Annotated in this window: 29 protein-coding genes and 1 tRNA gene; 17 read left to right on the forward strand and 13 right to left on the reverse strand. The window is 72.2% G+C overall.

Going from position 1 to position 26,702, the window contains the following annotated elements; all coding sequences use genetic code 11:
• Positions 1 to 34: 34 nt before the first annotated feature.
• Both QOL16_RS03615 and pgm read right to left on the reverse strand, forming a co-directional pair.
• Complete coding sequence (locus tag QOL16_RS03615; RefSeq protein WP_071284850.1) at positions 35 to 2,470, reverse strand: MDR family MFS transporter; 2,436 nt, start codon at positions 2,468 to 2,470, stop codon at positions 35 to 37.
• Positions 2,471 to 2,728: 258 nt separating this feature from the next.
• Positions 2,729 to 4,348: a phosphoglucomutase (alpha-D-glucose-1,6-bisphosphate-dependent) gene (gene pgm, locus QOL16_RS03620; RefSeq protein WP_071284851.1), complete on the reverse strand. Its 1,620-nt coding sequence runs from the start codon at positions 4,346 to 4,348 to the stop codon at positions 2,729 to 2,731.
• A gap of 103 nt (positions 4,349 to 4,451) precedes the next feature.
• On the opposite strand from pgm, the gene QOL16_RS03625 reads away from it, so the two are divergent.
• From QOL16_RS03625 to QOL16_RS03655, 7 genes are all read left to right on the forward strand, one after another.
• Positions 4,452 to 5,303 (forward strand): DUF6177 family protein, encoded by an 852-nt coding sequence (locus QOL16_RS03625; RefSeq protein ID WP_305411362.1) that lies wholly within the window; start codon positions 4,452 to 4,454, stop codon positions 5,301 to 5,303.
• Positions 5,300 to 5,689, forward strand: a complete 390-nt coding sequence (locus QOL16_RS03630) for a DUF6507 family protein (RefSeq protein ID WP_139266434.1) — start codon at positions 5,300 to 5,302, stop codon at positions 5,687 to 5,689. Before QOL16_RS03625 ends, QOL16_RS03630 begins: the two co-directional genes overlap by 4 nt.
• Positions 5,686 to 7,473 carry an RNase A-like domain-containing protein gene (locus QOL16_RS03635; protein WP_071284852.1) on the forward strand — a complete coding sequence of 596 codons (1,788 nt, stop codon included), beginning with the start codon at positions 5,686 to 5,688 and terminating at the stop codon, positions 7,471 to 7,473. The genes QOL16_RS03630 and QOL16_RS03635 overlap by 4 nt, the downstream gene beginning before the upstream one ends.
• Positions 7,473 to 7,838 (forward strand): contact-dependent growth inhibition system immunity protein, encoded by a 366-nt coding sequence (locus QOL16_RS03640; protein WP_071245163.1) that lies wholly within the window; start codon positions 7,473 to 7,475, stop codon positions 7,836 to 7,838. Before QOL16_RS03635 ends, QOL16_RS03640 begins: the two co-directional genes overlap by 1 nt.
• A 96-nt stretch (positions 7,839 to 7,934) precedes the next feature.
• Complete coding sequence (locus QOL16_RS03645) at positions 7,935 to 8,528, forward strand: contact-dependent growth inhibition system immunity protein (RefSeq protein WP_071284853.1); 594 nt, start codon at positions 7,935 to 7,937, stop codon at positions 8,526 to 8,528.
• A 43-nt stretch (positions 8,529 to 8,571) separates the two neighbouring features.
• Complete coding sequence (locus tag QOL16_RS03650; protein ID WP_139266435.1) at positions 8,572 to 8,901, forward strand: contact-dependent growth inhibition system immunity protein; 330 nt, start codon at positions 8,572 to 8,574, stop codon at positions 8,899 to 8,901.
• Positions 8,885 to 9,250, forward strand: a complete 366-nt coding sequence (locus tag QOL16_RS03655) for a hypothetical protein (RefSeq protein ID WP_139266436.1) — start codon at positions 8,885 to 8,887, stop codon at positions 9,248 to 9,250. Before QOL16_RS03650 ends, QOL16_RS03655 begins: the two co-directional genes overlap by 17 nt.
• A 117-nt stretch (positions 9,251 to 9,367) precedes the next feature.
• Here QOL16_RS03655 and QOL16_RS03660 read toward each other — a convergent pair whose 3' ends face one another.
• From QOL16_RS03660 to QOL16_RS03685, 6 genes are all read right to left on the reverse strand, one after another.
• Complete coding sequence (locus tag QOL16_RS03660) at positions 9,368 to 9,613, reverse strand: hypothetical protein (RefSeq protein ID WP_071284856.1); 246 nt, start codon at positions 9,611 to 9,613, stop codon at positions 9,368 to 9,370.
• 160 nt (positions 9,614 to 9,773) lie between these two features.
• A complete protein-coding gene (locus tag QOL16_RS03665) occupies positions 9,774 to 10,436 on the reverse strand; it encodes a bifunctional 2-polyprenyl-6-hydroxyphenol methylase/3-demethylubiquinol 3-O-methyltransferase UbiG (RefSeq protein ID WP_083230314.1) in 663 nt (220 codons plus the stop codon).
• Positions 10,433 to 11,080: a DUF2064 domain-containing protein gene (locus tag QOL16_RS03670; protein WP_065963546.1), complete on the reverse strand. Its 648-nt coding sequence runs from the start codon at positions 11,078 to 11,080 to the stop codon at positions 10,433 to 10,435. Before QOL16_RS03670 ends, QOL16_RS03665 begins: the two co-directional genes overlap by 4 nt.
• On the reverse strand, positions 11,077 to 11,820 hold the full coding sequence (locus tag QOL16_RS03675) for a glycosyltransferase family 2 protein (protein ID WP_071284857.1): 744 nt from the start codon (positions 11,818 to 11,820) through the stop codon (positions 11,077 to 11,079). Before QOL16_RS03675 ends, QOL16_RS03670 begins: the two co-directional genes overlap by 4 nt.
• 378 nt (positions 11,821 to 12,198) lie before the next feature.
• Positions 12,199 to 13,269, reverse strand: a complete 1,071-nt coding sequence (locus tag QOL16_RS03680) for an NAD(P)-dependent oxidoreductase (RefSeq protein WP_071245155.1) — start codon at positions 13,267 to 13,269, stop codon at positions 12,199 to 12,201.
• On the reverse strand, positions 13,266 to 14,156 hold the full coding sequence (locus tag QOL16_RS03685; RefSeq protein WP_253181670.1) for an MTAP family purine nucleoside phosphorylase: 891 nt from the start codon (positions 14,154 to 14,156) through the stop codon (positions 13,266 to 13,268). Before QOL16_RS03685 ends, QOL16_RS03680 begins: the two co-directional genes overlap by 4 nt.
• Positions 14,157 to 14,284: 128 nt before the next feature.
• On the opposite strand from QOL16_RS03685, the gene QOL16_RS03690 reads away from it, so the two are divergent.
• From QOL16_RS03690 to QOL16_RS03710, 5 genes are all read left to right on the forward strand, one after another.
• A complete protein-coding gene (locus QOL16_RS03690) occupies positions 14,285 to 15,595 on the forward strand; it encodes a molybdopterin molybdotransferase MoeA (RefSeq protein WP_071284858.1) in 1,311 nt (436 codons plus the stop codon).
• 164 nt (positions 15,596 to 15,759) lie between these two features.
• A complete protein-coding gene (moaC, locus tag QOL16_RS03695) occupies positions 15,760 to 16,188 on the forward strand; it encodes a cyclic pyranopterin monophosphate synthase MoaC (RefSeq protein ID WP_175473103.1) in 429 nt (142 codons plus the stop codon).
• Entirely contained in the window at positions 16,185 to 16,754 is a 570-nt protein-coding gene (locus QOL16_RS03700; protein WP_071284859.1) for a molybdenum cofactor biosynthesis protein B, read from the forward strand. Before moaC ends, QOL16_RS03700 begins: the two co-directional genes overlap by 4 nt.
• Positions 16,751 to 17,182, forward strand: a complete 432-nt coding sequence (locus QOL16_RS03705) for a molybdenum cofactor biosynthesis protein MoaE (protein WP_065963556.1) — start codon at positions 16,751 to 16,753, stop codon at positions 17,180 to 17,182. Before QOL16_RS03700 ends, QOL16_RS03705 begins: the two co-directional genes overlap by 4 nt.
• Positions 17,183 to 17,665: 483 nt before the next feature.
• Positions 17,666 to 19,534, forward strand: coding sequence for an ABC-F family ATP-binding cassette domain-containing protein (locus tag QOL16_RS03710; protein ID WP_071284860.1), 1,869 nt, complete (start codon positions 17,666 to 17,668; stop codon positions 19,532 to 19,534).
• Positions 19,535 to 19,661: 127 nt separating this feature from the next.
• Here QOL16_RS03710 and QOL16_RS03715 read toward each other — a convergent pair whose 3' ends face one another.
• A complete protein-coding gene (locus tag QOL16_RS03715) occupies positions 19,662 to 20,156 on the reverse strand; it encodes a MarR family winged helix-turn-helix transcriptional regulator (protein WP_065965091.1) in 495 nt (164 codons plus the stop codon).
• 80 nt (positions 20,157 to 20,236) lie between these two features.
• On the opposite strand from QOL16_RS03715, the gene QOL16_RS03720 reads away from it, so the two are divergent.
• Positions 20,237 to 20,308: transfer RNA gene (locus QOL16_RS03720), tRNA-Gln, on the forward strand.
• Positions 20,309 to 20,374: 66 nt separating this feature from the next.
• A complete protein-coding gene (locus QOL16_RS03725; RefSeq protein ID WP_071284861.1) occupies positions 20,375 to 20,803 on the forward strand; it encodes a LacI family transcriptional regulator in 429 nt (142 codons plus the stop codon).
• 140 nt (positions 20,804 to 20,943) lie between these two features.
• Here the strand turns inward: QOL16_RS03725 and QOL16_RS03730 are convergent, their stop codons facing one another.
• The 3 genes from QOL16_RS03730 to QOL16_RS03740 are packed head-to-tail and all read right to left on the reverse strand — an operon-like array spanning position 20,944 to position 22,619.
• Positions 20,944 to 21,099 carry a hypothetical protein gene (locus QOL16_RS03730; protein ID WP_175473101.1) on the reverse strand — a complete coding sequence of 52 codons (156 nt, stop codon included), beginning with the start codon at positions 21,097 to 21,099 and terminating at the stop codon, positions 20,944 to 20,946.
• Positions 21,100 to 21,159: 60 nt separating this feature from the next.
• Positions 21,160 to 21,882 (reverse strand): hypothetical protein, encoded by a 723-nt coding sequence (locus QOL16_RS03735; protein ID WP_065965087.1) that lies wholly within the window; start codon positions 21,880 to 21,882, stop codon positions 21,160 to 21,162.
• Positions 21,879 to 22,619 (reverse strand): hypothetical protein, encoded by a 741-nt coding sequence (locus tag QOL16_RS03740; RefSeq protein WP_139266439.1) that lies wholly within the window; start codon positions 22,617 to 22,619, stop codon positions 21,879 to 21,881. Before QOL16_RS03740 ends, QOL16_RS03735 begins: the two co-directional genes overlap by 4 nt.
• A 402-nt stretch (positions 22,620 to 23,021) precedes the next feature.
• Here QOL16_RS03740 and QOL16_RS03745 point away from each other — a divergent pair, with 402 nt between their 5' ends.
• From QOL16_RS03745 to QOL16_RS03755, 3 genes are all read left to right on the forward strand, one after another.
• Positions 23,022 to 23,240, forward strand: a complete 219-nt coding sequence (locus QOL16_RS03745; protein WP_139197600.1) for a hypothetical protein — start codon at positions 23,022 to 23,024, stop codon at positions 23,238 to 23,240.
• 311 nt (positions 23,241 to 23,551) lie between these two features.
• Complete coding sequence (locus QOL16_RS03750) at positions 23,552 to 23,971, forward strand: hypothetical protein (RefSeq protein WP_139266440.1); 420 nt, start codon at positions 23,552 to 23,554, stop codon at positions 23,969 to 23,971.
• Between the two features lie 34 nt (positions 23,972 to 24,005).
• Positions 24,006 to 25,475 carry a hypothetical protein gene (locus QOL16_RS03755; RefSeq protein WP_071284863.1) on the forward strand — a complete coding sequence of 490 codons (1,470 nt, stop codon included), beginning with the start codon at positions 24,006 to 24,008 and terminating at the stop codon, positions 25,473 to 25,475.
• Between the two features lie 86 nt (positions 25,476 to 25,561).
• Here QOL16_RS03755 and QOL16_RS03760 read toward each other — a convergent pair whose 3' ends face one another.
• Entirely contained in the window at positions 25,562 to 26,605 is a 1,044-nt protein-coding gene (locus tag QOL16_RS03760; protein ID WP_065964975.1) for an NAD(P)-dependent alcohol dehydrogenase, read from the reverse strand.
• Positions 26,606 to 26,702 lie beyond the last annotated feature (97 nt).

Here is a 26,702-nt window from a genome sequence, read left to right on the forward strand (position 1 = left end):
TCTGGTGGGGGCGGCCGTCGGCCGCCGGGTGCGGCTACTCGGCCGAGTGCCGCCCGTGCGGGTGCTCGTCGGCGTCCGGTCGGGAGGCGCTGCCCGGCTCGGTCCCGGCGGCGTGCGCCGGGTGCGTGCGCAGCGCGCCGGTGACCGCGGGCGGCTCGTCGACGGGTGCCGGGGCCGCGTGCGCGCCGTGCGTCGTCTGGACGGCCTGGTCGCGCGTCCCGTGACCCGCAGCGGCGGAGGAGGACGCGCCTCCCGTCCGACCGGACCCGACCGCCGAGCCGGCGGGGCGGGGCTGCGCCGCGACGTCCGGTGAGGTCGGGACGGTGCGCATCGAGCCGGTGTCGGGCGTCACGAGTGATCCGGTGTTCGCCGCGGCCCGCTGGGCGTCGGCGGCCAGACGGTCCGCGGCGGACCGCTCGTCGTCGGCGGCGCGCTGCGCACCCTTCGCGGCGTCGGCCTGTTCCTGCAGCGCCGAGACCTTGCGGAGCGGCGGCACGCGGAAGAACCAGGTCAGGACGAAGGCGAGCAGGATCACGGCGAGGCCGACCCAGTAGACGACCACCGCCGAGCTGCTGAACCCGACGAGGAACGGACGGGTGAGCCGCGGGTCGGCGCCGTTCAGGAACGAGGTGTCGCTCGTGGCGGACCCGGCTCCCGAGCTCGCGGCGGTGTTGCCCTGCTTCAGCTGGTCGACGAGCTTCGGCGCGACCTCGTCCACGACGGCGCGGCGCTGGTCGGCGTTGCTGTAGTCGACCTGGACCGTGCCGTCGACGACCTCGGCGTTCGCCTTCGCGGCGACCGTCTCGAGCGCCTGCTGCTCGGCCTGCGGTTTCGCGGCGGCCACCTGCTGGGCGATGACGGCGTCCGCTGCGGAGGCCGGGATCGCGCCGGACGCGACCTGCTGCTGCACGGCGGACGTGACCTTCTGCGTCACGGCCTGGTCGGCCGCCTGCTTCGCCGCCGCGGCGCCCTGGTCGAGGCCCTTCTGCACGTTCTGCTGCACGGGGCGGACGATCTTCGACCAGATCTGGTCCATCACGCCCTTGTTGTCCGACGCGTTCGCGACGGAGGGTGTCAGGGCGGCGTTCAGTGCGGGCTTGAGCGTGGACTCGTCCTGCATCGCGCCGGTGATGTTCGTCGGCATGAGGGAGAACAGGACCGACAGCAGCACCGCCGTGCCCATCGTGCCGCCGATCTGGCGGAAGAACGTCGCCGCGCTCGTCGCCACGCCGATGTCCCGGGGGCTGACGGAGTTCTGCGCCGCGAGCGTGAGCGTCTGCATGAGCTGCCCGAGCCCGAGGCCGATGCCGAACATGCCGAGCATGAGGAACCAGAGCGGTCGGTCGGCCGTCAGGAACGTCAGGACGGTGAAGCCGATCGCGGTGAAGGCCGTGCCCGTGATCGGGAACACCTGGTACCGACCGGTGCGGGAGATGATCTGGCCGGAGGCGATCGACGAGATCATCAGACCGAGCACCATCGGGAGCATCGCGAAGCCCGACTCGGTCGGCGTGACGCCCTTCACGATCTGCAGGTACAGCGGGATGGTGAGCATCGCGCCGAACATGCCGAAGCCGACGAGGACGCTCAGCACGGCGGCCATCGAGAAGACGCGCGAGCCGAAGAGCTTGAGCGGCAGGATCGCGTCGTCACCCATCGACCGCTCGACGATGACGAAGGCGATCAGCCCGAGTGCGCCGATGCCGTAGCAGGCGAACGCGCCGGGGGAGTCCCAGCCCCACTCACGGCCCTGTTCGGCGATGAGGAGCAGCGGGACGAGGGTGACGATGACCAGGGTCGCGCCCCACCAGTCGATCCGCGGCTTCTTGCGGTCGCCGAACTTCGGCAGGTGCAGGAACGTGAGGACCATGACGAGCGCGCCGATGCCGATCGGGACGTTGATCAGGAAGACCCAGCGCCAGCCGCTGACGAACAGGATCTGGGACGCGCCGGCGAACAGGCCGCCGACCAGCGGACCGATGACGGACGAGATGCCGAACACGGCGAGGAAGTAGCCCTGGTACTTGGCGCGCTCGCGGGGGGCGAGCATGTCGCCCATGATCGCCAGCGGCAGGGACATCAGACCACCGGCGCCGAGGCCCTGCAGCGCGCGGAACCCGGCGAGCATGAGCATCGACGTCGAGAACGACGCCGCGAACGAGCCGACGATGAAGATGCCGATCGCGGTGAGGAACAGGGGCCGGCGGCCGAAGATGTCGGAGAGCTTGCCGTAGATCGGGGTCGTGACGGTCGAGGCGATCAGGTACCCGGTCGTCACCCACGCCTGCTGGTCGAGCCCGTGCAGGTCGTCGCCGATCGTGCGGATCGCGGTGCCGACGATGGTCTGGTCGAGGGCGCCGAGGAACATGCCGGCCATGAGGCCGTAGATCACGAGCAGGATCTGCCGGTGGTTCATCACCGCGTTCGAGGACGTGGTGGGTGCCGCGGGTGCGGTCGCCGTCTGGGTCATGCGGAGTGGCTCCTGGAGGAGGTGGTGAACTTGCGCGTCCTGCAAAGTTACATCCGCCGCAACTGATCGGCGCACGGGGAGGGGCTTCCTGAACGGATCGGCAGGGAGTCGCTCAGATGACCGGGAGCGTACGCCGGGTGCCGGGTGCCGGGTGCCGGGTGCCGGGTGCCGTTCGCCGGACGACGAGACGCCGCCGGGGTGACCGGCGGCGTCTCGTCGTGGGTGGTGTGCTGACCGGCGGTGGGGCCGGTCTCGGGATCAGGCGCCGAGTGCGGCGTCCACGATCTCCTTCGCCTCGCGCTGCACCTGCTCGAGGTGCTCCTGCCCGACGAAGCTCTCCGCGTAGATCTTGTAGACGTCCTCGGTACCGGAGGGCCGGGCCGCGAACCAGGCCTTGTCGGTGACGACCTTCACGCCGCCGACCGCGGCGTCGTTGCCCGGCGCCTTCGACAGCTTCGCGGTGATCGGGTCGCCGGCGAGCGTGTCGGCGGTGATCGCGTCACCGTCGAGCTTCGACAGGCGGGCCTTCTGCTCCTTGCTCGCCGCGGCGTCGACGCGCTGGTAGACCGGCGCGCCGAACCGCTCGGTGAGCTCGGCGTACAGCTGCGACGGGGTCTTGCCAGTCACGGCGGTGATCTCCGACGCCAGGAGCGCCAGGATGATGCCGTCCTTGTCGGTCGTCCAGGCGGTGCCGTCCTTGCGCAGGAACGAGGCGCCCGCGGACTCCTCGCCGCCGAACGCGACCGAGCCGTCGATCAGCCCGGGCACGAACCACTTGAAGCCGACCGGGACCTCCCACAGGCGGCGGCCGAGCGACTCCGCGACGCGGTCGATGATGCTCGACGACACCAGGGTCTTGCCGATGGCGGCGTCGTCGCGCCACTCCGGTCGGTGCGCGTACAGGTACTCGATGGCCACCGCGAGGTAGTGGTTCGGGTTCATCAGCCCGGCGTCGGGCGTGACGATGCCGTGTCGGTCGGAGTCGGCGTCGTTGCCGGTGAGGACGTCGAACTCGTCCTTGCGGGCCACGACGGACGCCATCGCACTCGCGCTCGACGGGTCCATCCGGATCTTGCCGTCCCAGTCGAGCGTCATGAACGCCCACGTCGGGTCGACCTCGGGGTTCACCACGGTCAGGTCGAGTCCGTAGTGGTCGCGGATGCGCTCCCAGTACGGCAGCGAGGCGCCGCCGAGCGGGTCCGCCCCGATCCGCACGCCGGCGCGCTTGATCGCGTCGATGTCGATGATGTGCTCGAGGTCGGCGACGTACGTGCCGAGGTAGTCGTAGCCCTCGGCGTCGGTGGTCTCCTGGCGGCGCACCTCGGCGTTCCCGCCGGCGATGATCGCGTTCGCCCGGTCGGCGATCCACGACGTGGCGTCGCTGTCGGCGGGGCCGCCGTGCGGCGGGTTGTACTTGAAGCCACCGTCCCGCGGCGGATTGTGGCTCGGCGTGATCACGATGCCGTCGGCCGTGTCGGGGTTGCCCGCGCGGTTGTACCGGATGATCGCGTGGCTCAGGGCCGGGGTCGGGACGAAGCCGTCGGCGTCGTCGGCGAGTACGCGGATGCCGTTCGCGGCGAGCACCTGCAGCGCGGTCTGCTCGGCGGGGGCCGAGAGCGCGTGCGTGTCGCGGCCGATGAAGAGCGGACCGTCGGTGCCCTGCTGCGTGCGGTACTCGACGATCGCCTGCGTGATGGCGGCGATGTGCGTGTCGTTGAACGCGGTGTCGAGCGAGGAACCGCGGTGCCCGGACGTGCCGAACACCACCTTCTGCTCGGGGATCGACACGTCCGGGACACGCTCGTGGTACGCGGCCAGGAGGGCGTCGAGGTCGACGAGGTCGTCTGCGGTCGCGGGGGTGCCGGCGCGGTCGTTCATGGATCCATCCTGGCACCAGCCCCGTCCGGGTGTCCGAGGGTGACGGCTGGCTGCGTAGGCTGCCGGCGGGACCACGGACGGTGGCCCGACGGGGGAGAGCACGATGACGATCGTCCGCGCGGACGCCGCGCTCGCGGCTCGGCTGGGACACGACGGGGAACGCGTCGTCGAGACCGCGCCGGGCGCGGTGCTGTCGTGGCCCGCGCTCCACCTGCTCGCGGAGCACGGGTGGCGGTGGCGGCCGGCGGCGGGAGCGGGGGACGCGGGCGCGCCGGTCGGTGACCTCCTCCACGTCGACCTGACGGTCGAGCACGCTCCGTCGCCGCGCACCCTGCTCGGTCCCGCGTCGGAACGCTTCCTCGCGGCCCTCGGCCGACGACCGTCGTGGTCGCGGCACGAGGGCGACGCGCCGCTCACCGCCGCTTCCGTCACCGAGATCGCCGAACGTCGGTCGCCCGCGCCGACGACGTTCGTCGTCGGCGGGGCCGACCGGGGCGTCGGCGGGCTGCTCGTCGTCGAACGCGGCCCGCGGTCGGTGTTCGAGACCCTCCGTGTCGTGGTCGCGATCGACGACCCGGGCGGCCTGCGTGACGGACTGGAGGCGGGCCTCCGGTCGGCGAGTCTGGGTCGCCACCCGCAGTCCGGCCTGTTCTCGACCAGCCGTGGTCGCGTCGACGGTGTCACCGACGCGGTCCTGCGGGGACCGGCGACACCGCTCGCGGTGTTCGCCGGGGCGCGCGCCCTGCGGGCGCGGGGCCTGACGGCCTCCGTCGCGGCACTCGGCGGTCGTCCCGTCGGTCCGGTGCGGACCCCCGGAGCGCTCTTCTGGTTCGACGGCGCGGAACCCGAGCGGTGGCGTGCCGCGGCCCACCTGGCCCGGGAGGTCCGTGGTGACAGGTTGCGGCCCGGCCCGGTGCCGGGTCACGATGGAGGTCGGACGGGGGAGGTTCGATGAATGCAGCGGGTTGGAAGATCGATCCCGCCGGTGTTCGGGGCGTGCTCGACGGCATGCAGACGTCGCTGGACGGGACGGCCACCGCACTGCGGTCGGTGCAGACCGGGGTCGCGGACGCTGCGGGCGGGGCCGGAGCCGTCGTCGGCGAGGCCCTCGGTGCGTTCGTCGCGCAGGTGGCGGACGACGTCGAGCAGGTCACGCTGCGACTCGTGGGCGGCGTGCAGGGCGTCCGCGGTGCCCTGGGCGCCTACGAGCAGGGCGATCTGCAGATGGCAGCCGACGTCCAGCGCGCCGGCACGACCGCGCACGAGACCAACGACCTGTCGGTGCTCGCGCGCTCGGCGGCCGAGCCAGGTGGCACGAGCGTGCCCGGGAGCGACCGGTGAGCGGCGTCGCGATCGGCGACCACGGGCTCGTCGACCCCGACGGCATCCCGGGCGCCGACCTCGACCTCGCGGCCGTGTCGTCCGCGGCGAGCACCATCTCCGGGGGAGGGGACTCCCTCCGGACCGTGGCCGACGAGATCCCCGGTCGGTGGCACGCCCTGGCCGGGGTCTACGAGGCGCCGGAGTCGGGGCAGGTGCTCGCCCTGATGGACCCGGTCGTCGCGGACACGCACACCATCGGAGCCGCGGCGCGCGGGGTGGCCAAGGCGCTCGACACGTACGCCTCCGACGCCGCGGGTCCGAAGCGGCAGCTCGACGACCTGCGCGTCGAGGCCGCGGCGTTCCGGGCCCGGGTCCAGGGCGGCGTCCCGAAGGTCACGTCTCCCTACGCCATGAGCACCGGCCCCCAGGTCGACGGGTCGTGGAACGCGTACGGCGCCACCCGCACCGACCCGACGCCGAAGGACACGATGGTGCCCTGGTACGAGGACGTCGTCACGAAGCACGAGAACGACGAGCTCATCCGTCGGATCATCGCCCAGGTCGCGCTGCTCGAGCAGGCGCAGGCCGACTGCGCGACGGCGATCAAGAAGGCGTCGGGCGCGACGCTCGCGGGCGCGTACGTCGCCCCCGCGGAGAACGACCTCAACGCACGCGGCGTGGACCTGCCGTGGAGCGCGGTGGGCACGGCCGAGGGGAAGACCTGCGGCGAGCAGTTCTCCGAGGGCGCGTTGGCCGAGCTGCTCAACTCCATGGAGAGCGGCATCCACATGCTCGGGTTCGACAACCAGGGCGTCTGGTCGACCGACACCCTCGGCTCGACCTGGGGCGGGGTCCTCGACGGCGCGGCGACCCTCGGGCTCTTCCTGTCGCCGTTCGCCTGGTTGGACGCAGCGGCGGACCGCAACGGCGCGGCAGCGAAGGCGCACGACGCAGCAGGCAAGGCGATCGGCGACTGGTGGGCCGAGGCGCAGGAGCACCCCGGTGCCGCCGCCGGCGCAGCGGCGATGGGCCTCGGTCTCGGTGCCGCCGGTCCCGGCGGCGTGGCCAAGGACACCGCGAAGGCGGCCGAGCTCGCCGAGGGCCTCGGGAAGCTCGGGCTGCACGGGTTGAGCCGCGACGTGCGGTCGTGGGTGGAGAACGGCGCCTCGAAGGAGAGCATCGACGCACTGCACGACCTGGTGGACCGGACCTACCGGGACTACACGGGCAGCGAGCACTTCACCCCGGGCACGGGCGCGGGCGACGGGGCGTTCGACCAGATGCTCCGTGGCGAGATGGCGAAGTTCGTCGACGAGCACCCGGACCTGCTCCGTCCGCACGACGAAGGATCCCTCCCGCACGGCGTCGAGTCGAAGCCCTTCATCGACGCGGGCGGGCTCGCGGCCGCCGAGAAGGCCGGCGGTCACACGTTGAGTCGGCACGTGCGGGAGGATCTGCACGGGCAGGAGCTCGATGACTGGATCCGATCCCGGAAGGGCGGGACGATCCGGAACAGCGCGTGGACCGTCCCGGTCGAGGACGTGAACCGCCTCGTCGCGAACGACCTCGACTTCAACCACGGAGCAGTGCAGGAGTGGATCGGACAGATGCAGCGAGGTGAGATCGACTTGAAGACCAAGGCCTTCGAGTGGCCGGCGGATCGCGTCGTCGGTCGTGGTTACAATCCCGCGAGGACCCCGAAGATGCACGACGACACGGTGGTGCGCACGGTGCTCAAGTACGTTCCCGGCCGCAATCCGCCGTACGTCGTCCTCACGGCGTTCCCGGCGCCGGTGATCTAGTGAAGCCCTCTCTCGAGCGTCTTCGCGAGCTCGGCGCGCTCGCGCCGCACGTCTACGACTTCCTGGCGGCGTACTTCAACTACGACTGGGACCTCGACTACGCCGACGCGGAGTCGCTGTACGCCGATTCCCTCGACCGTCTCAGGCCGACCGCCCGGGACCAGTACGTCGCGGAGGCCCGCCTGCTCGAGCGGGAACTGCCGGACGACGAGTCCGTTCTGGAGTACATCTACTGGGTCGGTGCGGCGATCGACTTCGAGGGGGACTTCGGGGTGAGCCCGGTCGAGTGGCTCCGTGGGCTGGTCGAACGGCTCGAACACCCGCGTCCGCTCCCGTCCGATCACCGGGAGTCGAGCAGCGGATGACCGGCAGCACCGACGGAGCTGTACCCGTCAGCTGGACGGAGCACGATCGCATCGGCCGCGATCAGCCGTCCCGTCACCACGAAGAAGGAGCGCAACGTGTCACACAGCGTCAGGACCGGCACCTCGGTGTTCACCTGCGGGACGGCTGAGGCAGACCGGATCGTCGCGGAAGCCCTCGACGTGAACCACCTGCGCATCCGCGCGTGGGTCGCCGCTGGCTGCCCGAGCCCACTCCGTGTCTACGCGGTGTCCGGTGCCGTCACCGGCCGCGGCATGCCGTTCGGCTGGGTCCAGGACCTCGACGCCGTCCGCGTGGTCCTGACCGCTGCTCCGGACCAGCCGGCCGGTTACACGGTCCTGACCGCCTACCCGGCGCTGTCGAGCACCACCGCGCTGAACTTCAGCGCGTTCGACGGCTTCGTCGGGGCCTACTTCCACCAGGACTGGGCGGACGCTCCCTACCGGGCCGCCGACGCGCTCGAACACTTCCTGGCCGTCACGTCGCACGAGGACCAGCAGGCGTTGCTCGTGGACGTGCGCGACCTTGACGAAGTGCTGCCGGACGCCGCAGCTCTCGGCGGACGGCTGGTCGAACTCGACTGCAACTACGTCCCCGAGGACGATGGCCTGGACGACCGGACGTGGTTGCGGCAGATCGCAGCACGCATCGAGGATGTGCTCTCGTGCTGACCGAGCATGAGGGCTGCCCCTCGTACCCGACGAAGTGAGCCCCGTGGACCTCGAATCGCTGACGAAGCAGTACCCGCACTTCTGGACCCTTATGGGCGCGTACTTCAACTACGACTGGCGCGACGAGTACGAGACGGCGGAGCGCGCGTACGACGACGCGTTCGGTTGGATGAACCGCGGCGGGCTCGAGGAGATAGACGCCGAACTCAGCGCCATCGCGGCCGAGTACCCTACCGACGACGCGGTCGAGCGGTTGCTCGGCGCGATCGACACCGGCCTCGACCCGTCGCTCGACACCGGGCGGACCCCGGCGCAGTGGCTCGGGGACCTGCGGCGACACGTACGAGGGCTCCTCGATGCGCCTGACGCCTGAGCGCCTGCGAGAGCTCGGCGCGCTCGCGCCGCACATCTACGACTTCTTGGCAGCGTCCTTCAACTACGACTGGGACCTCGACTACCCCGATGCGGAGTCGCTCTACGCCGATTCCCTCGACCGTCTCAGGCCGACCGCCCGGGACCAGTACGTCGCGGAGGCCCGCCTGCTCGAGCGGGAACTGCCGGACGACGAATCCGTTCTGGAGTACATCTACTGGGTCGGTGCGGCGATCGACTTCGAGGGGGACTTCGGGGTGAGCCCGGTCGAGTGGCTCCGTGGGCTGGTCGAACGGCTCGAACACCCGCGTCCGCTGCGTCCCGAGCGCGAGCAGGGGAGCAGCCGGTGACCGACCGTGCCGAAAGGGTCCCGGCCCCAGCAGCGTGCGGACCCCGGCAGCCTGTTGCCCCCGGCACCGGGGTGACCCTTCCCGCGGGCTGAGCCGCGGGAAGGGTCCGCTCCGCGCTCAGGCGGTGCGGAACGACCCGGTCGTGGTGCGCAGCGAGCCGGTGACGGTCCGGTTCGAGCTCGTCGCGGTGCCCGGGCGGCGGGTCTCCACGTCCACGAACCGGCCGAGCGCGCGGCCCGAGCCGGTGCCGGTGTAGCTCCCGACCGCGCGCCAGGCGGCCTGGACCGCGTAGGCACCGAGCTCGTCGCGGTGCTCGAGACCGGAGACGTAGGCGCCGCCGAAGGGGTTCTGTCGGATCTGCACGGGTGCTCCTCGTCGTCGTGCCGAGGATCGTGCGCCGTCAGGTCCGACGGTCACGACGCCGTCGGCTGGTACCCCGACCCTACGCCCCTGTGTTGCATGATGCAAGAAAGGGCACGTTGCATGATGCGGGAAAAGGCGCGTTGCCTGATGCGGGAAACGGTCAGGCGACGAGCTCGCAGAACGTCCGTCCGCCGACCGTCCAGCTCTGTCGCGGTCGGAGGCCCGCGACCTCGGCGTGCCCGAGCAGCGCGTCGATGCCGACCTCGGCCCACGGGAACGCCGCGCTCTGGTTGCCGTCGGCGTCCACCACGTGCGCTTCGAAGGACCGGTCGGCAGCGGGGTCGGTGTGCGTCTCGACGACGACCCGGCCGCCGTCGCGCACGATCTCGGCGCAGCGGACGAGCAGGGCGACGGGGTCACCGCCGATGCCGATGTTGCCGTCGATCACGAGCGCGGTGTCCCAGCGGCCCTCGCTCGGGATCTCGTCGAACACCGACCCCTGCACGGCCGTGCCGCCGGAGCGTCGGGCGATCGCGACGGCCTCGGCGGAGACGTCCACCCCGAGCGCGGGGATGCCGAGGTTCCGTGCCGCGACGAGCATCCGGCCCGGTCCGCAGCCGATGTCGATGACGGGGCCGTCGGCGCCGTCGAGCAGCGACCGGTCGACCCGGTCCGCCGCCGCGTTCCACCGGCCCACGTCCATCGTCACGTGGACGTCCGGGCGTGCCGGGTCGGTCAGGCGGATGCGGCCGTCGGTGCGGAGGGCGTTCGCGTAGGGCTCGCCCCCGCCGGCGCCGAAGGTCACGGTGTCGTGCATCGTCATCGGGTACCTCCACACTCGGCGAGTTCGGTCAGGGTCTCGTCGCGGAGCGCCGCGGCGAACCGGGACTCCGGCACGAGCGCGGCGACGCGGTCGGCGTCGGGGACGGTGTCGACGTCGAGCAGGGTCTCGAGCACGCCGACGTCGAGCCCGGCCTCGGTCAGGCGCGAGCGCTGCACCGCGCCGGTGTCGTCCTGCGACATCGGCACGCCGCGGAGCAGGGCCCCGTCGGGCTCGCGGAGGTAGAGCGACCAGAAGCCGCCGTCCTCGGCCGGGCCGAACCACGCGTCGCGCTCCGGCTCGTCGAACACCGGGGCGAGGTCGGACGTGGACGCCTGCGGGGTGTCCATGCCGACCAGGAGCGTCGGACCGGTCATCGCGTCGAACATCGCGCCGAGCCGCTCGTCCAGGCCGCCGCCGACCTGGTGCAGCACCTCGAAGTCGTCGGTGCCCTCGGGCAGCACGACCCCGTCGTAGAGCAGCACGCGCCGTGCGGCGGGGAGCGCGCGGACCGTGGCGATCGTGTCGGCCAGCGACGCCGCCGCGACGCGTGCCGCGCCTGCCGGCGTCAGCGCCGGCGTCAGCCGGGTCTTCACCTTGCCGGGCAGGCACTCCTTGGCCACCACGACCACCGTGACGTCCGTCATGGGCGTGCTCCTTCCGTGTGGGACCCGGCCGTGTGCCGGACGGGACCGGGTGCGACGGTCCGGGGACGTGCCTCCCGGCCGTACTCGCGCAGCAGGCGCGACATGTCGCGCACCGCGTTGACGGTGCCCCGCAGCGTGCCGGTGACCTTGCTGTCGCCGACGCGCTGGGCGTAGGAGATGTCGGACTCGTCGACACGCCACCCCGCGGCGTGCGCCGCGAGGACCATCTCGAGCGGGTAACCGCTGCGGCGGTCCTGCAGGTCGAGCGCGACGAGGTCGGCGCGGCGCATGACGCGCATCGGGCCGAGGTCGCGCAGCCGGTAGCCGGTCGCGCGGCGCATGAGGATCGCGAGGACGCGGTTCGCGAAGCGGGCGTGCGGTGCCCACGCGCCGCGCGTGGTCGGGACGCGGCGGCCGAGGGCGAGGTCGGTGCGGCCGTCGGCGACGCGCGCCACGAGGTCGGGCAGCTCGGCCGGGTCCATCGAGGCGTCGGCGTCGCAGAAGGCGACGTACTCGGCGGTCGCGGCCGCGACACCGGCGGCGCACGCGGACCCGAAGCCCTTGACGGGTTCGGTCACGACGGTGGCGCCGTGGGCGCGCGCGACCTGGGCCGACCCGTCGGTCGAGCCGTTGTCGACGACGATCGCGCGGTAGCCCTCGGGCAGCCCGCCGATCACCGTCGGGAGCGCGTCGGCCTCGTCCAGGCAGGGGAGGATCACGTCGACGTTCATGTGGACCATTCGGTGCGGGTCGCCGGATCGACGGGTTCCGTCGTCGGTCGCGCGCGTCGCGGGCGCGGCTGGGTCGGGCGCGTCGGCCGGTGGGTGGTCCATGGTGTCGACTGAACACGACGCGGAGGAGCGGGGTACAGGATCGGTGTCCCCCGCGCGGTGGTCCGCGCGTGTTGTGGCTGTCCTGCCACGCGTTCGGGGGACGGCCTGGAGGCGCGCCACCCGCCCGGCTCGCCGCGTGCGTCGGGCGGGTGGCGGGGCGGGCGCGGGGCGCCGGTGGATGCGGGTGCGGATGTGCTCGCGGTCGGGCCCGGCGCGGTGCGCCGGGCGGTCGATGCGCTGCGTCGGTCCGGAGGCGCCGGTGGGCGGGTGCTGCCGGTGGTTCGGTCAGCGCACGGCGGCGCGGAGCGGGGCGGTGGCGAACTCGCGCATGCCCCGCTCGAAGTCGACCTGCGCGCGCCACCCGAGCTCGGCGGCGATCCGGTCGGACGAGGCCGTGACGTGCCGCACGTCGCCCAGGCGGTACTCGCCGGTGACGACGGGCTGCGGACCGTCCGGACCGGCGATGGCCGCGGCCATGTCACCGATCGTGTGCACGACCCCGGAACCGACGTTGTACGCGCGGAACGTCTCCGCCGGCAGGTCCGCGGTCGCGGCGATCGAGGCGGCGTTCGCGCCGGCGACGTCGTCCACGTGCACGAAGTCGCGGCGCTGTCGGCCGTCCTCGAACACCCGCGGGGCCTCGCCGCGGGCGAGCGCCGAGCGGAACAGGGACGCGACGCCCGCGTAGGGCGTGTTCGAGGGCATCCCCGGCCCGTAGACGTTGTGGTACCGCAGGGCGATGGCCGTCCCGCCGGTCGCGCGCGCCCAGCTGGAGGCGAGGTGCTCCTGCGCGACCTTCGTCTGCGCGTAGACGTTGCGCGGGTCGAGGGCGGCCGACTCGTCGATCAGCCCCGGCAGCAGGGGACGACCGTCCGGACCGATCGGGTCGAAGCGACCGGCGTCCAGGTCTTCGCGGCGGCGGGCCGGCGGGCGCATCGGCTCACCGTCGGCGGTCGTGTAGGCGCCCTCGCCGTAGACGACCATCGAGCTCGCGACGACGAGGCGACCGATGCCGTTCCGGTCCATGCCGGCGAGGACGTGGGCGGTGCCGGCGTCGTTCGACGAGACGTAGTCGGGGGCGTCCTGGAAGTCGACGCCGAGCCCGACCTTGGCGGCCTGGTGGCAGACGACGTCGACTCCGTCGAGTGCGGCTTCGAGCGCCACGCGGTCGCGCACGTCGCCGTGCACGAAGGCGATGCCCTGCTGCTCGTGGGCGCGGAGGACCTCGCCCGGGTCACCGTGGACGTCGTCGCGCAGGGAGTCGAGGATGCGCACCTCGTGGCCCTCGGCCAGTGCACGACGGACGATCGCGGAGCCGATGAAGCCCGCGCCGCCGGTGACGAGCAGGCGGCTCACGCGCGGGGCTCGACCGTCGTGCGGAGGACGCTCTCGCTGGCCGCCGCGGGCACGAGCTCACGCGGGCTGTAGTCGTCCGGCAGCGCCGCGACGATGTCGCCGATGGCGCGGACGATGACCTCGTTCGCGCGGGCCAGGCGTTCCATCACGGCGGCGTGGGTGACGGGGGCCGCGGTGTCGTCGGCGGGCGTGGTGCCAGCCGCCGTCTCGTCCGTCGCCGGGGCGAGGCCCGCGTCGGCGTCCGTGACGAACGACAGGTTGACGGTGCCGATGCCGAGCTCGGCCGCGAGCGGCACCTCGGGCGTCATCGTCATGTTGATGGTGTGGCCCCCGGCCTCGCGCAGCCAGACGGACTCGGCGCGCGTCGAGAAGCGCGGTCCCTGGATCACGACGCACGTGCCGGTCGGTCGGAACGGCACGCCGAGGGCGGCCACGGCGTCGATCGCCGCGCGACGCAGTACGGGGTCGAACGGGTCCGCGAAGGACAGGTGCTGCACCTGGTCCTCGAAGAACGTGTCCGCGCGCCCCCAGGTCCGGTCGATGAGCTGGTCGGTGACCACGAAGGTGCCCGGCGCGTAGTCGGGGTGCAGGCCGCCGACGGCGCTCGAGGACACGATCGCGCGGACGCCGAGCGAGCGGAGCGCCCACAGGTTCGCGCGGTGGTTGATCAGGTGCGGGGCGACCGAGTGCTCGCGACCGTGCCGCGTGAGGAAGGCCACGCGCTTGCCGGACATGGTGCCGACGGTGATCGGGCTCGACGTCGCGCCGAACGGGGTCTCGACGACGAGTTCGTCGGCCGTGCCCTCCTCGAAGAGTCGGTACAGGCCGGAGCCGCCGATCACCCCGATGCGTGCGGTCGTTCCGTCCACAGGTGCGGTCGTGCTCACGTCGTCCTCCACAGGTCCTCCGGATGTCCTCGGTGCGCGGTGCGCCCTGGATACGCTAGCGACGCCCCTCCGGCAGCAGCCGAGAGCCGGGCGACCACTGCACCACCCCACCTGTTCGAGAGGCCCCCGTGCGAACGATCGGTCAGCACCGCGACGCTGTCGCAGCCCTGCTCGCGCCGGTGCTCGCCGCGCTCGGATCGGAACGCCGCTCGACGGACGACCTCGCGGTCGCCCCGGACGCCGGACGGGGCCGCCGCGTGCTCGCGACCGCGGTGTCCGCGCCGGTCCCGCTGCCGACCTTCGACAACAGCCAGATGGACGGGTTCGCCGTGCGCGCGGGCGACGCCGGTCGGACCGTCCGCGTGGTCGACCCGGTGCCCGCGGGGACCGTGCCGGCCCCGCTGCCGCCGGACAGCGCGGCGCCGATCATGACCGGAGCGCGCATCCCGGTCGGTGCCGACGCCGTGGTCCCGGTCGAGGCAGTCCGGCCCGGCAGGTTCCCGGAGGCACTCGCGCTCGCGGAGCTCACCGTCCCGACCGGCACGACCGCGGGCACGTTCGTGCGGACGACGGGCAGCGACGTCGCCCGCGGGGCCGAGCTCGCGCCGGCCGGGGCGCCGGTGACGCCCGCGCTGCTCGGCACGCTCGCGTCGGCGGGGGTCGGTTCCGTCGAGGTGGTGCGGCCGGTGCGGGTGCTCGTCGTCTCGACGGGGAGCGAGCTCCGCGGCGAGGAGTCGGTCGGTGCTGACGGTGCTGACGGTGCTGACGGCCGCGACGGTGCCGACGGTGGTGCAGACCTCGGCGGTCTCGATGGTCCGGGCGCCGCCGGGGCCCTGATCGGCGACGCCAACGGGGTGGCGCTGCGTGCGGCCCTGGCCGAGGTCGGCGCGGTGACGCGTGCCGTGCGCCTGAGCGACGATCCCGAGCGCTTCGTCGAGGCACTCGACCGTGCGGTGGGTGACTGGGCCGACCTCGTGCTGACGACCGGTGGCATCAGCGCCGGGGCGTACGAGGTCGTGCGGCAGACCCTCGAACCGCTCGGGCTCGCCGTGACCCCGGTCGCGATGCAGCCCGGCGGGCCGCAGGCGTCGGGCTCGGTCACCCTCGGTGGCCGCACCGTCCCGGTCGTGGCCTTCCCCGGCAACCCCGTGTCGGCGCTCGTGTCGTTCGAGGTGTTCCTGCGCCCTGTGCTCGCCGCGGCCGTCGGCGCCCCCGACCGGCCCGCCGAGCAGCTGCCGGCGGCCGAGTCCGCGACCTCGCCGGTCGGCAAGCACCAGGTCCGTCGCGGTCGGGTCGCCGACGGCCGGGTGCACTTCGTCGGCGGGCCGAGCTCGCACCTGCTCGCGCGCCTGGCGGCCGCCACCCACCTCGTCCACGTCCCGGTCGGAACCGACACCATCGAACCCGGCGACCCCCTGACCGTCTGGAGCCTCCGATGACCGACGACCACCGCGCCTCCCCGGACGGCGACGACGAGCCGGACCGCGGCACACCCGACCGCGGCGGCGACGCGCCGGGCGCCGACGCTCCGCTCGTCGACGCTCCGCTCGCCGCGGAGGCCGCGGGCGAGCTGTCCCACGTCCGCGCCGACGGCACCGCCCACATGGTCGACGTTTCCGACAAGGACGTCACCGCGCGCTCGGCGACGGCGACGGCGACGCTGGTCACCCGGGACGACGTCGTCCGGCGGATCATCGACGGCTCGCTGCCCAAGGGCGAGGTAATCGGCACCGCGCGCATCGCGGCGATCATGGCCGTCAAGAAGACCTCCGACCTGGTCCCGCTCTGCCACCCGCTGCCCATCGCCGGCGTCGAGGTCGACATCACGGGCGAGGGCGACCGCGTCCGGATCGAGGTGTCCGTGCGCACGACCTCGCGCACGGGCGTCGAGATGGAGGCGCTGACCGGTGCGAGCGTCGCAGCGCTGACGGTCTACGACATGGTGAAGGCCGTCGACCGTGCGGCCGTGATCACGGAGGTCCGCGTGCTCGAGAAGCACGGCGGACGCTCCGGGGACTGGAGCGCCCGATGACCGACCGACCCACCGACGACACCACGACCAGGGGCCGCGCCGCGGTCCTCGTGGTCTCCACCTCCGCGGCGACCGAGCCGTCCCTCGACCGCACCGGCCCGGGCATCGCCGCGTGGCTGCGTGAGCGCGGCTTCGTGGTCGAGGAACCCGTCATCGTGCCCGACGGCGGACCGATCGCCGAGACCGTCACCGCAGCGCTGCTGGCCGACGCCCGCGTGGTCGTCACGACCGGCGGGACCGGGGTCACGCCCACCGACCGCACCCCGGAGGCCGTCGCACCGCTGCTCGACCTCGAACTCCCCGGTGTCCTCGAGGAGGTCCGCCGCCGTGGTCTCGCGGGGGCGGGTCCGACGGCGCTGCTGAGCCGCGGTGTGGCCGGCATCGCCTCCACCGGAGCCTTCGTCGTCACCCTGCCCGGGTCGCGCGGCGGTGTCGCCGACGGGCTGGCGGTCATCGACGGCCTGCTCGACCACGTGCTCGCGCAGGTGCACGGAGCGGGGCACGCACCGCGCACGACCGACGGTGCAGGCCACGCGTCACGCACCGCTGAAGGAGCGACCTCGTGACCGCCGCCGAGCGGGTCCTGCTCGCCGACGTCGTCGACGTCGCGGTGTCCGTCGAGCAGGTCGCCGCAGCGGTCGAGACCGAGCAGGACGGCGCGGTCGTCACCTTCGCCGGGATCGTCCGCGACCACGACGGCGGCAAGGGCGTGACTGCGCTCGGCTACGAGCGGCACCCGAGCGCCGGTGAGGTCATCGCCGAGGTCGCCCGGTCGATCGCCGAGGAGCACCCCGGTGTCCGCATCGCGGTGCTGCACCGCGTGGGGGACCTGGTCGTCGGGGACGTGGCGCTCGCCGCAGCGGTGTCGTCACCGCACCGGGCCGAGGCCTTCGCGGCGTGCTCTGACCTGGTCGACCGCGTCAAGGAGCGCACCCCGATCTGGAAGCACCAGCGCTTCACCGACGGCTCCGACGAGTGGGTCGCGTCGCTCTGAGTGGTCTTGCGGTGCGCCGTGGTGCGGCGCGGTGCGGCGCGGTGCGGCGCGGCGCAGCGCGCGGCGGCTCGCCCGCCGCGGTGGCCCGCCCGCCCGCCGCGGCGGCTCCCGCACAACCGGAGGCATGTCGCACCACGCTTCGCCGTGGCGCGACGTGCTTTCTCTTGTTCAGGAGCACGTCGCACCGCGACGTGACCTGCTGTGGTGGGTCGTGCCTCCCGCGCGGCCGGAGGCACGTCGCACCCCGATGCGCTGAGGTCGGTCGTGCGTCCCGCACAACCGGAGGCACGTCGCGCCACGGTTCGCCGTGGCGCGACGTGCTTTCCCTTGTGCGGGAGCACGTCGCACCGCGACGTGACCACCCCGCGCCCCGCGCCCCCCCCCGCGCCCCCGCGCCCACCCGGCCCCGCGCCCCGCCCCCCCCGCCCACCCCGCGACCACCCCGCGCACCCCGCACCCCCGCGCGCCGCCTACCCTTGACGGGTGGCTCATCTCCTCGGCGCCGAGAACATGCATCTCGAGTTCCCCACCCGTGTCGTCTTCGACAGCGTCACCATCGGCCTCGACGAGGGCGACCGGATCGGCGTCGTCGGCCGGAACGGTGACGGCAAGTCGACCCTGCTCGCCCTGCTGGCCCAGCGCCTCGAACCGGACGCCGGCCGCGTCACGCACCGCCGCGGCCTGACGGTCGGGTACCTCGACCAGCGCGACGTCCTGCCGGCCGGTGCGACGGTCGGCGCGACCGTCGTCGGCGACCTCGAGGAACACGAGTGGGCCGGCGACCCGAAGATCCGCGACGTGATCGGCGGCCTCGTGTCGGACATCCCGTGGGAGGCCGTCGTCGATGACCTCTCCGGTGGTCAGCGGCGACGGATCGCGCTCGCGAAGCTCCTGGTCGGCGACTGGGACGTCCTGTTCCTCGACGAGCCGACGAACCACCTCGACGTCGAGGGCATCCAGTGGCTCGCCGACCACATCAACCGTCGCTGGTCGTCGAACCAGGGCGGCATGGTCGTGGTGACGCACGACCGGTGGTTCCTCGACGCGGTGTCGACCGACACGTGGGAGGTCCACGACGGCGTCGTCGAGCCGTTCGAGGGCGGCTACGCGGCGTACATCCTGCAGCGGGTCGAGCGTGACCGGCAGGCGGCGGCGTCAGAGCAGCGTCGCCAGAACCTGGCGCGCAAGGAGCTCGCGTGGCTCCGCCGCGGTGCCCCGGCGCGCACGAGCAAGCCGAAGTTCCGCATCGACGCGGCGAACGCCCTCATCGACGACGTCCCGCCGATCCGCGACACCGTCGCGCTGTCGCAGACGGCGACCGCGCGGCTCGGCAAGGACGTCGTCGACCTGCTCGACATCGGCGTCACCTTCGGCGACGACGTGATCCTGCGCGACATCGAGTGGCGCATCGCACCGGGGGAGCGGACCGGCATCCTCGGGCCGAACGGCGCCGGCAAGTCGACGCTGCTCAACCTGGTCTCCGGCAAGCTGCAGCCCACCGTCGGCCGGGTGAAGACCGGCAAGACCGTGCAGGTCGCGGTGCTCGACCAGCAGCTCGCCGACCTCGCGCAGTTCGCGAACGACCGCGTCCGCGAGGTCGTCGCCCGCAAGAAGACGAGCTACGTCGCCGACGGCAAGGAGATGACGCCGTCGCAGCTGTTGGAACGGCTCGGGTTCACGTCCGAGCAGCTGTCGACGCCGGTGAAGGACCTGAGCGGTGGCCAGAAGCGCCGGCTCCAGCTCATGCTGATCCTGCTCGACGAGCCGAACGTGCTCATCCTCGACGAGCCGACCAACGACCTCGACACCGACATGCTCGCCGCGATGGAGGACCTGCTCGACACCTGGCCGGGCACCCTGCTCGTCGTGTCGCACGACCGGTACCTGCTCGAGCGCGTCACCGATCAGCAGTACGCGGTCCTCGGCGGTCGCCTCCGGCACCTGCCGGGCGGCGTCGACGAGTACGTGCGGCTGCGCGCGACGGGTTCCGTCCCGCAGACCGCATCAGCGGCTGCCGCCGCCTCGGCCGGGAGGCCCGACACGGCCGGGTCCGCGGGCTCGGCCGGGTCCGTGGCCGGGTCGGGAGGCGCGGGTCCGGTCGGTGGGGCCGGCTCGGCTCCGGCGCTGTCGGGTGCGGACCGTCGCACCGCCGAGAAGGAGATGTCCGCCCTCGACCGCAAGATCGCGAAGGCCGGTGCCGACCGGCAGAAGCTGCTCGACGCCTTCGCGGCGCACGACCAGTCCGACTACGCGGGGCTCGGGGAGCTGCAGACGAAGCTCGCGGCGCTCGACGCCGAGGTCGAGCAGCTCGAGGAGCGGTGGCTCGAGGTCGCCGAGGTGCTCGGGGTCTGACATCTCCGGGCGGCGGTGGCGCTGGCTCGCGTCCGGTCGCGTGGATGGAGCAGGAGATGTCGGGTGACGGGCGTACAGCCGACGGTTCCTGCTCCATCGACCCCTCTCGGTGCGTCGGGGGGACGCGCTAGTCGCCCAGCCCGAGGATCAGCCGCCGCAGGAGGCCGGACAGCTGGTCCTGCTCGTCGTCGGCGACACCCGCCAGGATGTCCCGCTCGGCGCGGAGCAGATCGGCGATCGCCGCGTCGACGGCCGCGCGACCGGTGGCGGTCAGGGACACGAGGATGCCCCGGCCGTCCCGCGGGTCGGTCCGGCGGGACACCAGGCCCCGGGCGGCGAGCCGGTCGACGCGGTTCGTCATCGTGCCGCTCGACACCAGGGTCTGCTGCAGCAGCGACTTCGGGCTCAGCTCGTAGGGCTCACCGGCACGGCGGAGGGCCGAGAGCACGTCGAACTCCCACGGCTCGACGTCGCTCGCATCGAAGGCTGCTCGTCGAGCACGGTCGAGGTGCCGGGCGAGCCGGTCCACGCGGGACAGGACCTCGAGCGGGCCGAAGTCCAGGTCGGGGCGTTCCCCGCGCCACGCAGCGACGATCCGGTCGACCTCGTCCTGCTGCGGCATCCCTCCATCTTGGCCGAACCCGTCGGACACGGCCAGCCGCACGGTCGTGGGAGGATGGTCGCGCACCCCGAGGGGTGTGTTCCGCCTTGGTGTAACGGCAGCACGACGGCCTTTGGTGCCGTTAGGTCCGGGTTCGAATCCTGGAGGCGGAGCGGGCGGACCGGATCCGGCGCGCCATCTCGGAAGTCGGGTTCCTTCTGAACGACCAGGCGAGACAATTGCGCGCCGGACGCAGCACGACGGTCGGCCTCGTCGTGCTCGACGCCGGGAACCTCTTCGTCTCGGACGTCGCCCGCAGCGTCGAGGGCGCTGCTGCGGAATGCGGACTCGCCGTGCTGGTCGGTAACAGCGACGACTCCGCCGAGCGGGAGCACGTCTACGTGGGCCTCTTCGAAGAACGCCGTCTCGCCGGGCACCTCATCACGCCAGCGGCAGAGGACCTGTCGAGCCTCGTCCTGTTGCGGGCGCAAGGCGCCCCGGTGGTCCTGGTCGAGCGCGGAGCGGATGCCTCCGGCTTCCCCTCGGCGGCGGTCGACGACGAGCGCATCCCCGGGACCCGTGGAACGCCCGTCAGCACTGATGTCCGGGATCGGCGCATCACTGGCGTCCGCGGACGCGCCGAACACCTCGCGCGGAACGGAAGGTAGTTCGAACCAACCAGCGGCACTCCGTCCGATGATGCTCCGGGTGTTGCGGGCATCCTGCACGAGGTTGCAGCTCGAACGAAGCGATGCACGCGCACAAGACAGGAGAGGCACGCCCGAAGGCATGCCTCTCCTGTTGACCGCTAGGGCTGATCGCCCGTGTGCTGTGCCCGTCGGTCGCGTGCCTCCGAGTCCTGGCGGCGTTGGGTCGGTCCCTTCTTGAAGGACCCCCGCACCGCGGTGCCGATCAGGATGAACGTGACCACGAGCACGACCGGGATGAAACCTGGGATCAGCATTGGATTCCCCTCAAGAAGACGGACAGGTTCGTCTGCGCTGACACTACGCCGAGCGCGCGATCAGTAGTTGGTCGTCCAAGCTCTCGATGTCGTGACCCGCAGCGAGACGTAGAGATCCTCGCTCGATCCGAGGCTGGTCGACTTGTACAGCGCGTGCTCCTGTGCGTACGCCTCGAGGGAGCCGTCCTGCTTCTTCCGCTTGATGGTCACGGTCGGTGCAGCAACCAGATTGCCGTACTTCACCACCGCGTTCGCCTTGTTCGCGGTGTCGATCTGTGCCCCTCCGGTGTAGCGCTCGTAGGTCGCGTTGAACCAGAGGTCGTACGGGCCCGTGGCGATCTCGACCTTGCAGTTGGACTCGACGACGTAGCCGCCACCGTTGGATTCCTTGCATCCTGTGATCTGCTGGGGTTGAAGCGAGCGAGACCCGGCCTTCGCGCCCCCAGCGGTGACCGCCGGCTTCTCGAGCGAGGTGACGGCGACGGACCCGTCTGGGTAGACGGATCGACTCACGAGCTCGGTCGCTGTTTGCACGCTGGTCGTACTGGTCGGTTCAACGGATTGCGACATCGAGTCGAGGAGACTGCCGCTGTCGAGCTTGGCGATGAGCGCATCCTGCGTCGCCGACTGGACACCTTGGCTGGTGAACCATTCCCGGAGCGCTGTCTGGTCCTGGGTCGTCGTCGTGGCCGAAGCGGGAAGCGCGCCGAACATGCCGGAGCAGAGTGCCCCGACGACGACGGCAGTGATTGTGACCTTCTTGACCGAGTTCGTCGTGCTCACCAGGAGCCTCCCTTGGTGCTGGTTGCCTTGTTGTTGCCGACTTTGAGAGAGAGGCTCGCCGTGAAGGAGCCGCCGCCCCTCGAAGAGTTGTAGACAGTCGTTGCTGTTGCGGTCGCCGGTCCGGACGCGTTCTCGTTCCTCTTCGTGATCTTGAGGGACGGCGTCGGTGCCGTACCCGCAATCGCGTAGGCGTACGGTGCAGAGACTTCGTTGATCAGATCGTTGTTGTCTCCCTGCACGATGTCGTACGTGGCATGGAAGGCGACTTGCAAGAAGCTGTTGTCCGCGGCGACGACACAGTTGTTGTACCGAGTGTCGTAGTGACTCGGTGTGGTGCTCGCGCACTGACCCACCGACTGCGGGGTCACGGCTCGTCGGGAGATGCCGGCCCCGCCACCGGCGTTCGGGTTCTGCATCTCCGTTTCGGAGATCGAACCGTCCGCGAAGACGTACTGCGTCACCGTGAATCCGTCGCGTTGGAGGACCTTCACCGAGGCCGGAGACTGGCCTTCGCGCATCGAATCCATCATCCCGCCATCGAGGAACCGGTCGATGAGCGGGCCGTAGGTTGCCTCTGGGACGCCGCGCGCGGCGTACCAGTCGCTCATGTGAGCTGTGATCGCGGCATCATCGCTCGTCGCGGAGGCTGATACAGCGGGAACGAGCGTCAGGCCGACGACGGTGCACATCGTTGCTGCCGTCGCTTCAAAGCGCCCCCAACGTTTGGTCAAAGCCATCTGAAACTCCTGTTCGCTCGGCGGGAGATCCCCGTGCAGAGCGAGTATTCGGCCGAGCCGCAGGAGACCGCGTCAACCTCTGGGCCGTAGACAAGTGGTTCTAGAGAAGTTAGGTTGAGGTCGCTCTGCCTGCCGACGGCAGATTCGCTGACGAGGGGGAACGTGTCAGGACCTACCACGAGTCGAAACGGACAGGGCCGCACGGCGCTACTGAGATTCAGCCTCGCCTTCCGCTTCCCGTCTGCGTATCCTGCCGGCGCTCCGGCGCAGTCGCAGAGCACCGGAGCGACGCCGTTCGCCATTGCGCACATCGTCGTGGTCGTCGGCCCCATGTTGCTGCTGCGGAGGGCGACCCGGGGGCTGTTCGTCGCGACGCTGACTCGAAACCCCCACGCTTGACCGATGCCACCATCCCTCGCTCCGGATGACGGCCCTGCGCTGGCGGCAACCGTCGGAGCCTTGCACCGCATAGCGAACTTCATCGCAGGACAAGACCACGCAGAGATTCTCGAACTTCGCAACGAAGCCATCCGGCTCGCTGGCGCGCATCTTTCTGCGCACAAGCTCGCAGACGCTGCGGGTATCCCGATCGAACTCGTCATGAGCGTGCTCTGCGGCTGAGCGCTTGCGGGGCGCTGGTGGCGAGGGGCGAAGTCGCCGCTGGTGCCGTCGCTTGTCCAGGTGTCGTTCCTGTCCCCACCAAGTCCCGTACCTCGCGTGCAAGAGGTGGGAATGCGGTCGGACCGATCCCGCCGCACAGGGAACGACGGCTCCATCTCGGGTCAAGGTCGGGCGGACCCGCGTGGACGGCTCGACACACTCGTGGCTTTCTGCCGTGAGCACTGTGTGCCGTCGATCTGGTTGGCTGGACGAAGGGGCTACGGGGGACGCGACCGTCCGGCTCGCAGCGGTGCACAGGGGGAGGGGGCACGATGCACGACCGACTGCCGGTGGCCGCGGTGCTCGCCGCGGTGACCCTCGCAGCGACGACCGGCTGCTCGTCCGTGTCCACGACGCCACCGGTCGACCCGGTCGGTTCGTGGACACTGTCCTCGGACCCGTCGAGCCGGATGGTGCTGCACGAGGACGGCTCCCTCGCGGTGGTGGACATGCCGTACGACATCGCCTGCGACGTCGACGCCCCGTGGTCGGGCCTCCCGGAGTGTGCCGACCGCTCCGCGCCGGTGTCGTTCACCGGGACGTGGCGTCTCGCCGACGGGGATCCGCACGCGGTCCGGCTGGCCACCGACGACCGCCGCGTCAGCACGGGGTACCGCGAGGGTGCTGTACTCGGGTTCTGGGTCGGCAGTCTCGATCGACCGGAGCCGACCTACCGCTACGTCCATGACTGAGCCGTCGTCGGCGGCACGCCCCGACGGAGGCTCCGTGCGCTCGACCACCACCCGGACGACCGCGGTCGCCGCACTGCTCGCCGCTGCCACGCTCCTGCTCACGAGCTGCACGGGCCACGTCGACGCCGGTTCGGCCGGTGCCGACGCCGCCCGCGACGAGCTCGCGCGGATCGACGGTGTCGCGACGGTCCGTGCGGACGGCTCGAACGATCTACCGTTCGCCGGGACCACGACCGCGACGGTCGTCACCGACGACGGCCTGTCGGACGACCGACTGCAGCGGGTCACCGACGCCGTCGGACAGTGGATCGCCGACCACCGGGGCAGCGTCACCTACTCGGCCGACGTCGAGGCGGACGGCTTCGTCTTCACCGTCCAGCCGACCAGGACGGCGAACGCGCGGGTGCTCGACGTCGTGGACGGGCTCCGTGGTGACGACCGCTGGCTCGGCGCGGTGCTGTCCGTCCGTGGCGAGGTCCGCTCACTCGACCTGCAGGTGGCGGACCCCGCCGACCTCGTCACCGGGTGGACGGCGGTGCGGGCGGCCGCCGACGGGTCCGGGTGGGACGACGTCACCGCGACCGCGAGCGCCTGGAACGACCCGGCACGTGACACCACCGGACGGCGGGAACCGGACTGGTCCATCACGGACTCGGCGGGCGATCCCGCGACCGAGGTCGCAGCCCTCGGACAGGTGGCCGCTGCGCACCGGCTGACCGCTGCCACCGTCCGCCGGGGACTCGTGCACGTCCACATCGCGGACCTGGCCGACGTGCCCGACGTGACCGCCGTGCTGGAGCGGGCAGCGCCGGACGCCGCGGCGATCGTGGACGGCGGGGTCGTCACGAAGCGCGACCCGGGTGACGACGTCGACGAACGACCGGACGCCGGGACGTACGCCGAGGCCGATCGGCTCGCCCGTGTTGCGGCACGTCCCGGGGTCACCGCGGTCGAGCTCACCCGCACCGGGGTCACCGTCACCGCCGCCGACGTCGACACGGCGCTCGTGGCGGCCGAGGCGCTCGCCGCGGCGTCGCCGGTCGCACCCGTGCGGACGCTGTCGGTCGGGTCGTCGGCAGCGGCGGCCGCAGGGGACCACCAAGGGCTCCTCGTGCAGGGCTCCGCCGATCGCCTCGGTGCGTCCGCGGCGGTCGCCCGGAGCCTCACCGCCTTCCTGCCCGCGCGGGCGTCCTTCTTCGGCGCGGACCCGTCGGACGGCCCGTCCCCGTCGACGCCGACGAGTCCGACGACCACCACGAACGCGTCGATCTCCGCGACCCTGCAGCGCATCGACGACGTCCCCGCGTTCGTACAGGCGGTGCGGCCGGTGCTCCCCGACGGCACCACGGTGCAGGTCGGCATCGCCGGTCAGCTCCAGCTGCAGACCGCGCAGCTCACGCTCCGCGACGGCAGGCTCACCATCGACCGGCCGCGAGCGGTCGCCACCGACGACGACGCCCGGGTACGGCTGGCCGAGGCGGTCCGCGAAGCCTGGAACGGCTGACGGGCAACGCCTGGAACGGCTGACCGCCGCCCGGACGGACGCACATCCACGGGCCGACCCCGGAACGCCGGGGTCGGCCTGCCCCGTCACATCGTGGGGACGACGACCGCGCGCCCGGAGAGTTCCCCGGTTTCGAGCTTCCGGTACGCCTCGAGCGCGTCGTCGAGCGAGAACCGCTCGACGTCCGGCTCGATCTGGCCGGCGCGGTACATGGCGACGACATCGTGCAGGTCCTCGATCGTGCCCCAGTAGGTGTTCGTGATCGTCGACTCGTACGGCGTCGAGAAGAAGTTCCACTCGACGGTCCCGCCCGCGATGCCCACGACGACCAGGCGACCGCCGATCGCCATCGAGGCCTGTGCCGTGGCGATGGTGGGCGTGACCCCGACGAAGTCGAAGGCCGCGTCGACGCCCTTGCCCCCGGTGAGCTCGCGGATGGCCGCTGCCTGGTCCGGACCGGCGGGCACGGTGAGCGCGCCACGCGCTGCTGCGCGCTCCATCGCCTCCGGCTTGGCGTCGGTCGCGATGACGGTGGCGCCCGTGAGCGCGGTGAGGATCTGCACCGCGATCTGGCCCAGGCCGCCGAGCCCGACGACCAGGGCGTACTTGCCGCCGCCGGCGAGGGCCGGGAGGGCGCCCTTGATCGCGTGGTACGGCGTGAGTGCCGCGTCGGCGAGGGGTGCCGCGGCGACGGGGTCGGCGTCCCCGAGCGGGACGAGGTTCCGCGCCGGCACGGTGACGTACTCCGCCATGCCGCCGTCGCGCCCGAGGCCGATCGCGGCGTAGGGGTTGGTCGCGGCGTTCTCGCAGTAGGTGTCCTGCCCCTTCGAGCAGTACGAGCAGTGCCCGCAGCCGACGGGGCCGTAGACGAGGTGGGCCTCCCCGGGGGTGAACCCGGTGACGCCCTCGCCGACGGCCTCCACCCAGCCGGAGCTCTCGTGGCCGAGCACGAAGCCGGGTGCCTGCGCACCGGGCTGGCCCTCGCGGAACTCGCGGTACACGGCGACGTCGGAGTGGCACGCGCCGGCTCCGGCGACCTTGAGCAGCACCTCCCCGGGACCGGGGACCGGCTTCTCGACCTCGGTGAGGGACGGGAAGGTCTGGTACTGCTCGAACATCACGGCGCGCATCGGCGTTCTCCTTCGACTTGCCTGCGGGTTCCCGTCGTCCTGAACGACAGGTGTTGCCCACAGCCTACGCAGTGGACCATCCCGTCCGCCCGGCGGC

Source organism: Curtobacterium sp. MCBA15_004 (assembly GCF_001865055.2).
Taxonomy (GTDB): domain Bacteria; phylum Actinomycetota; class Actinomycetes; order Actinomycetales; family Microbacteriaceae; genus Curtobacterium.

Excerpts from the sequence above, each read along its gene's own strand:
- QOL16_RS03625 (WP_305411362.1), top strand. The coding sequence starts at position 4,452 with ATGACGATCGTCCGCGCGGACGCCGCGCTCGCGGCTCGGCTGGGACAC.
- QOL16_RS03665 (WP_083230314.1), bottom strand. The coding sequence starts at position 10,436 with ATGACGATGCACGACACCGTGACCTTCGGCGCCGGCGGGGGCGAGCCC.
- QOL16_RS03730 (WP_175473101.1), bottom strand. The coding sequence starts at position 21,099 with ATGCTGATCCCAGGTTTCATCCCGGTCGTGCTCGTGGTCACGTTCATC.
- QOL16_RS03670 (WP_065963546.1), bottom strand. The coding sequence starts at position 11,080 with ATGACGGACGTCACGGTGGTCGTGGTGGCCAAGGAGTGCCTGCCCGGC.
- QOL16_RS03675 (WP_071284857.1), bottom strand. The coding sequence starts at position 11,820 with ATGGTCCACATGAACGTCGACGTGATCCTCCCCTGCCTGGACGAGGCC.
- QOL16_RS03745 (WP_139197600.1), top strand. The coding sequence starts at position 23,022 with ATGCCACCATCCCTCGCTCCGGATGACGGCCCTGCGCTGGCGGCAACC.
- QOL16_RS03615 (WP_071284850.1), bottom strand. The coding sequence starts at position 2,470 with ATGACCCAGACGGCGACCGCACCCGCGGCACCCACCACGTCCTCGAAC.
- QOL16_RS03700 (WP_071284859.1), top strand. The coding sequence starts at position 16,185 with ATGACCGACCGACCCACCGACGACACCACGACCAGGGGCCGCGCCGCG.
- QOL16_RS03740 (WP_139266439.1), bottom strand. The coding sequence starts at position 22,619 with ATGGCTTTGACCAAACGTTGGGGGCGCTTTGAAGCGACGGCAGCAACG.
- QOL16_RS03715 (WP_065965091.1), bottom strand. The coding sequence starts at position 20,156 with ATGCCGCAGCAGGACGAGGTCGACCGGATCGTCGCTGCGTGGCGCGGG.
- QOL16_RS03760 (WP_065964975.1), bottom strand. The coding sequence starts at position 26,605 with ATGCGCGCCGTGATGTTCGAGCAGTACCAGACCTTCCCGTCCCTCACC.
- QOL16_RS03630 (WP_139266434.1), top strand. The coding sequence starts at position 5,300 with ATGAATGCAGCGGGTTGGAAGATCGATCCCGCCGGTGTTCGGGGCGTG.
- pgm (WP_071284851.1), bottom strand. The coding sequence starts at position 4,348 with ATGAACGACCGCGCCGGCACCCCCGCGACCGCAGACGACCTCGTCGAC.
- QOL16_RS03750 (WP_139266440.1), top strand. The coding sequence starts at position 23,552 with ATGCACGACCGACTGCCGGTGGCCGCGGTGCTCGCCGCGGTGACCCTC.
- QOL16_RS03655 (WP_139266436.1), top strand. The coding sequence starts at position 8,885 with ATGCGCCTGACGCCTGAGCGCCTGCGAGAGCTCGGCGCGCTCGCGCCG.
- moaC (WP_175473103.1), top strand. The coding sequence starts at position 15,760 with ATGGTCGACGTTTCCGACAAGGACGTCACCGCGCGCTCGGCGACGGCG.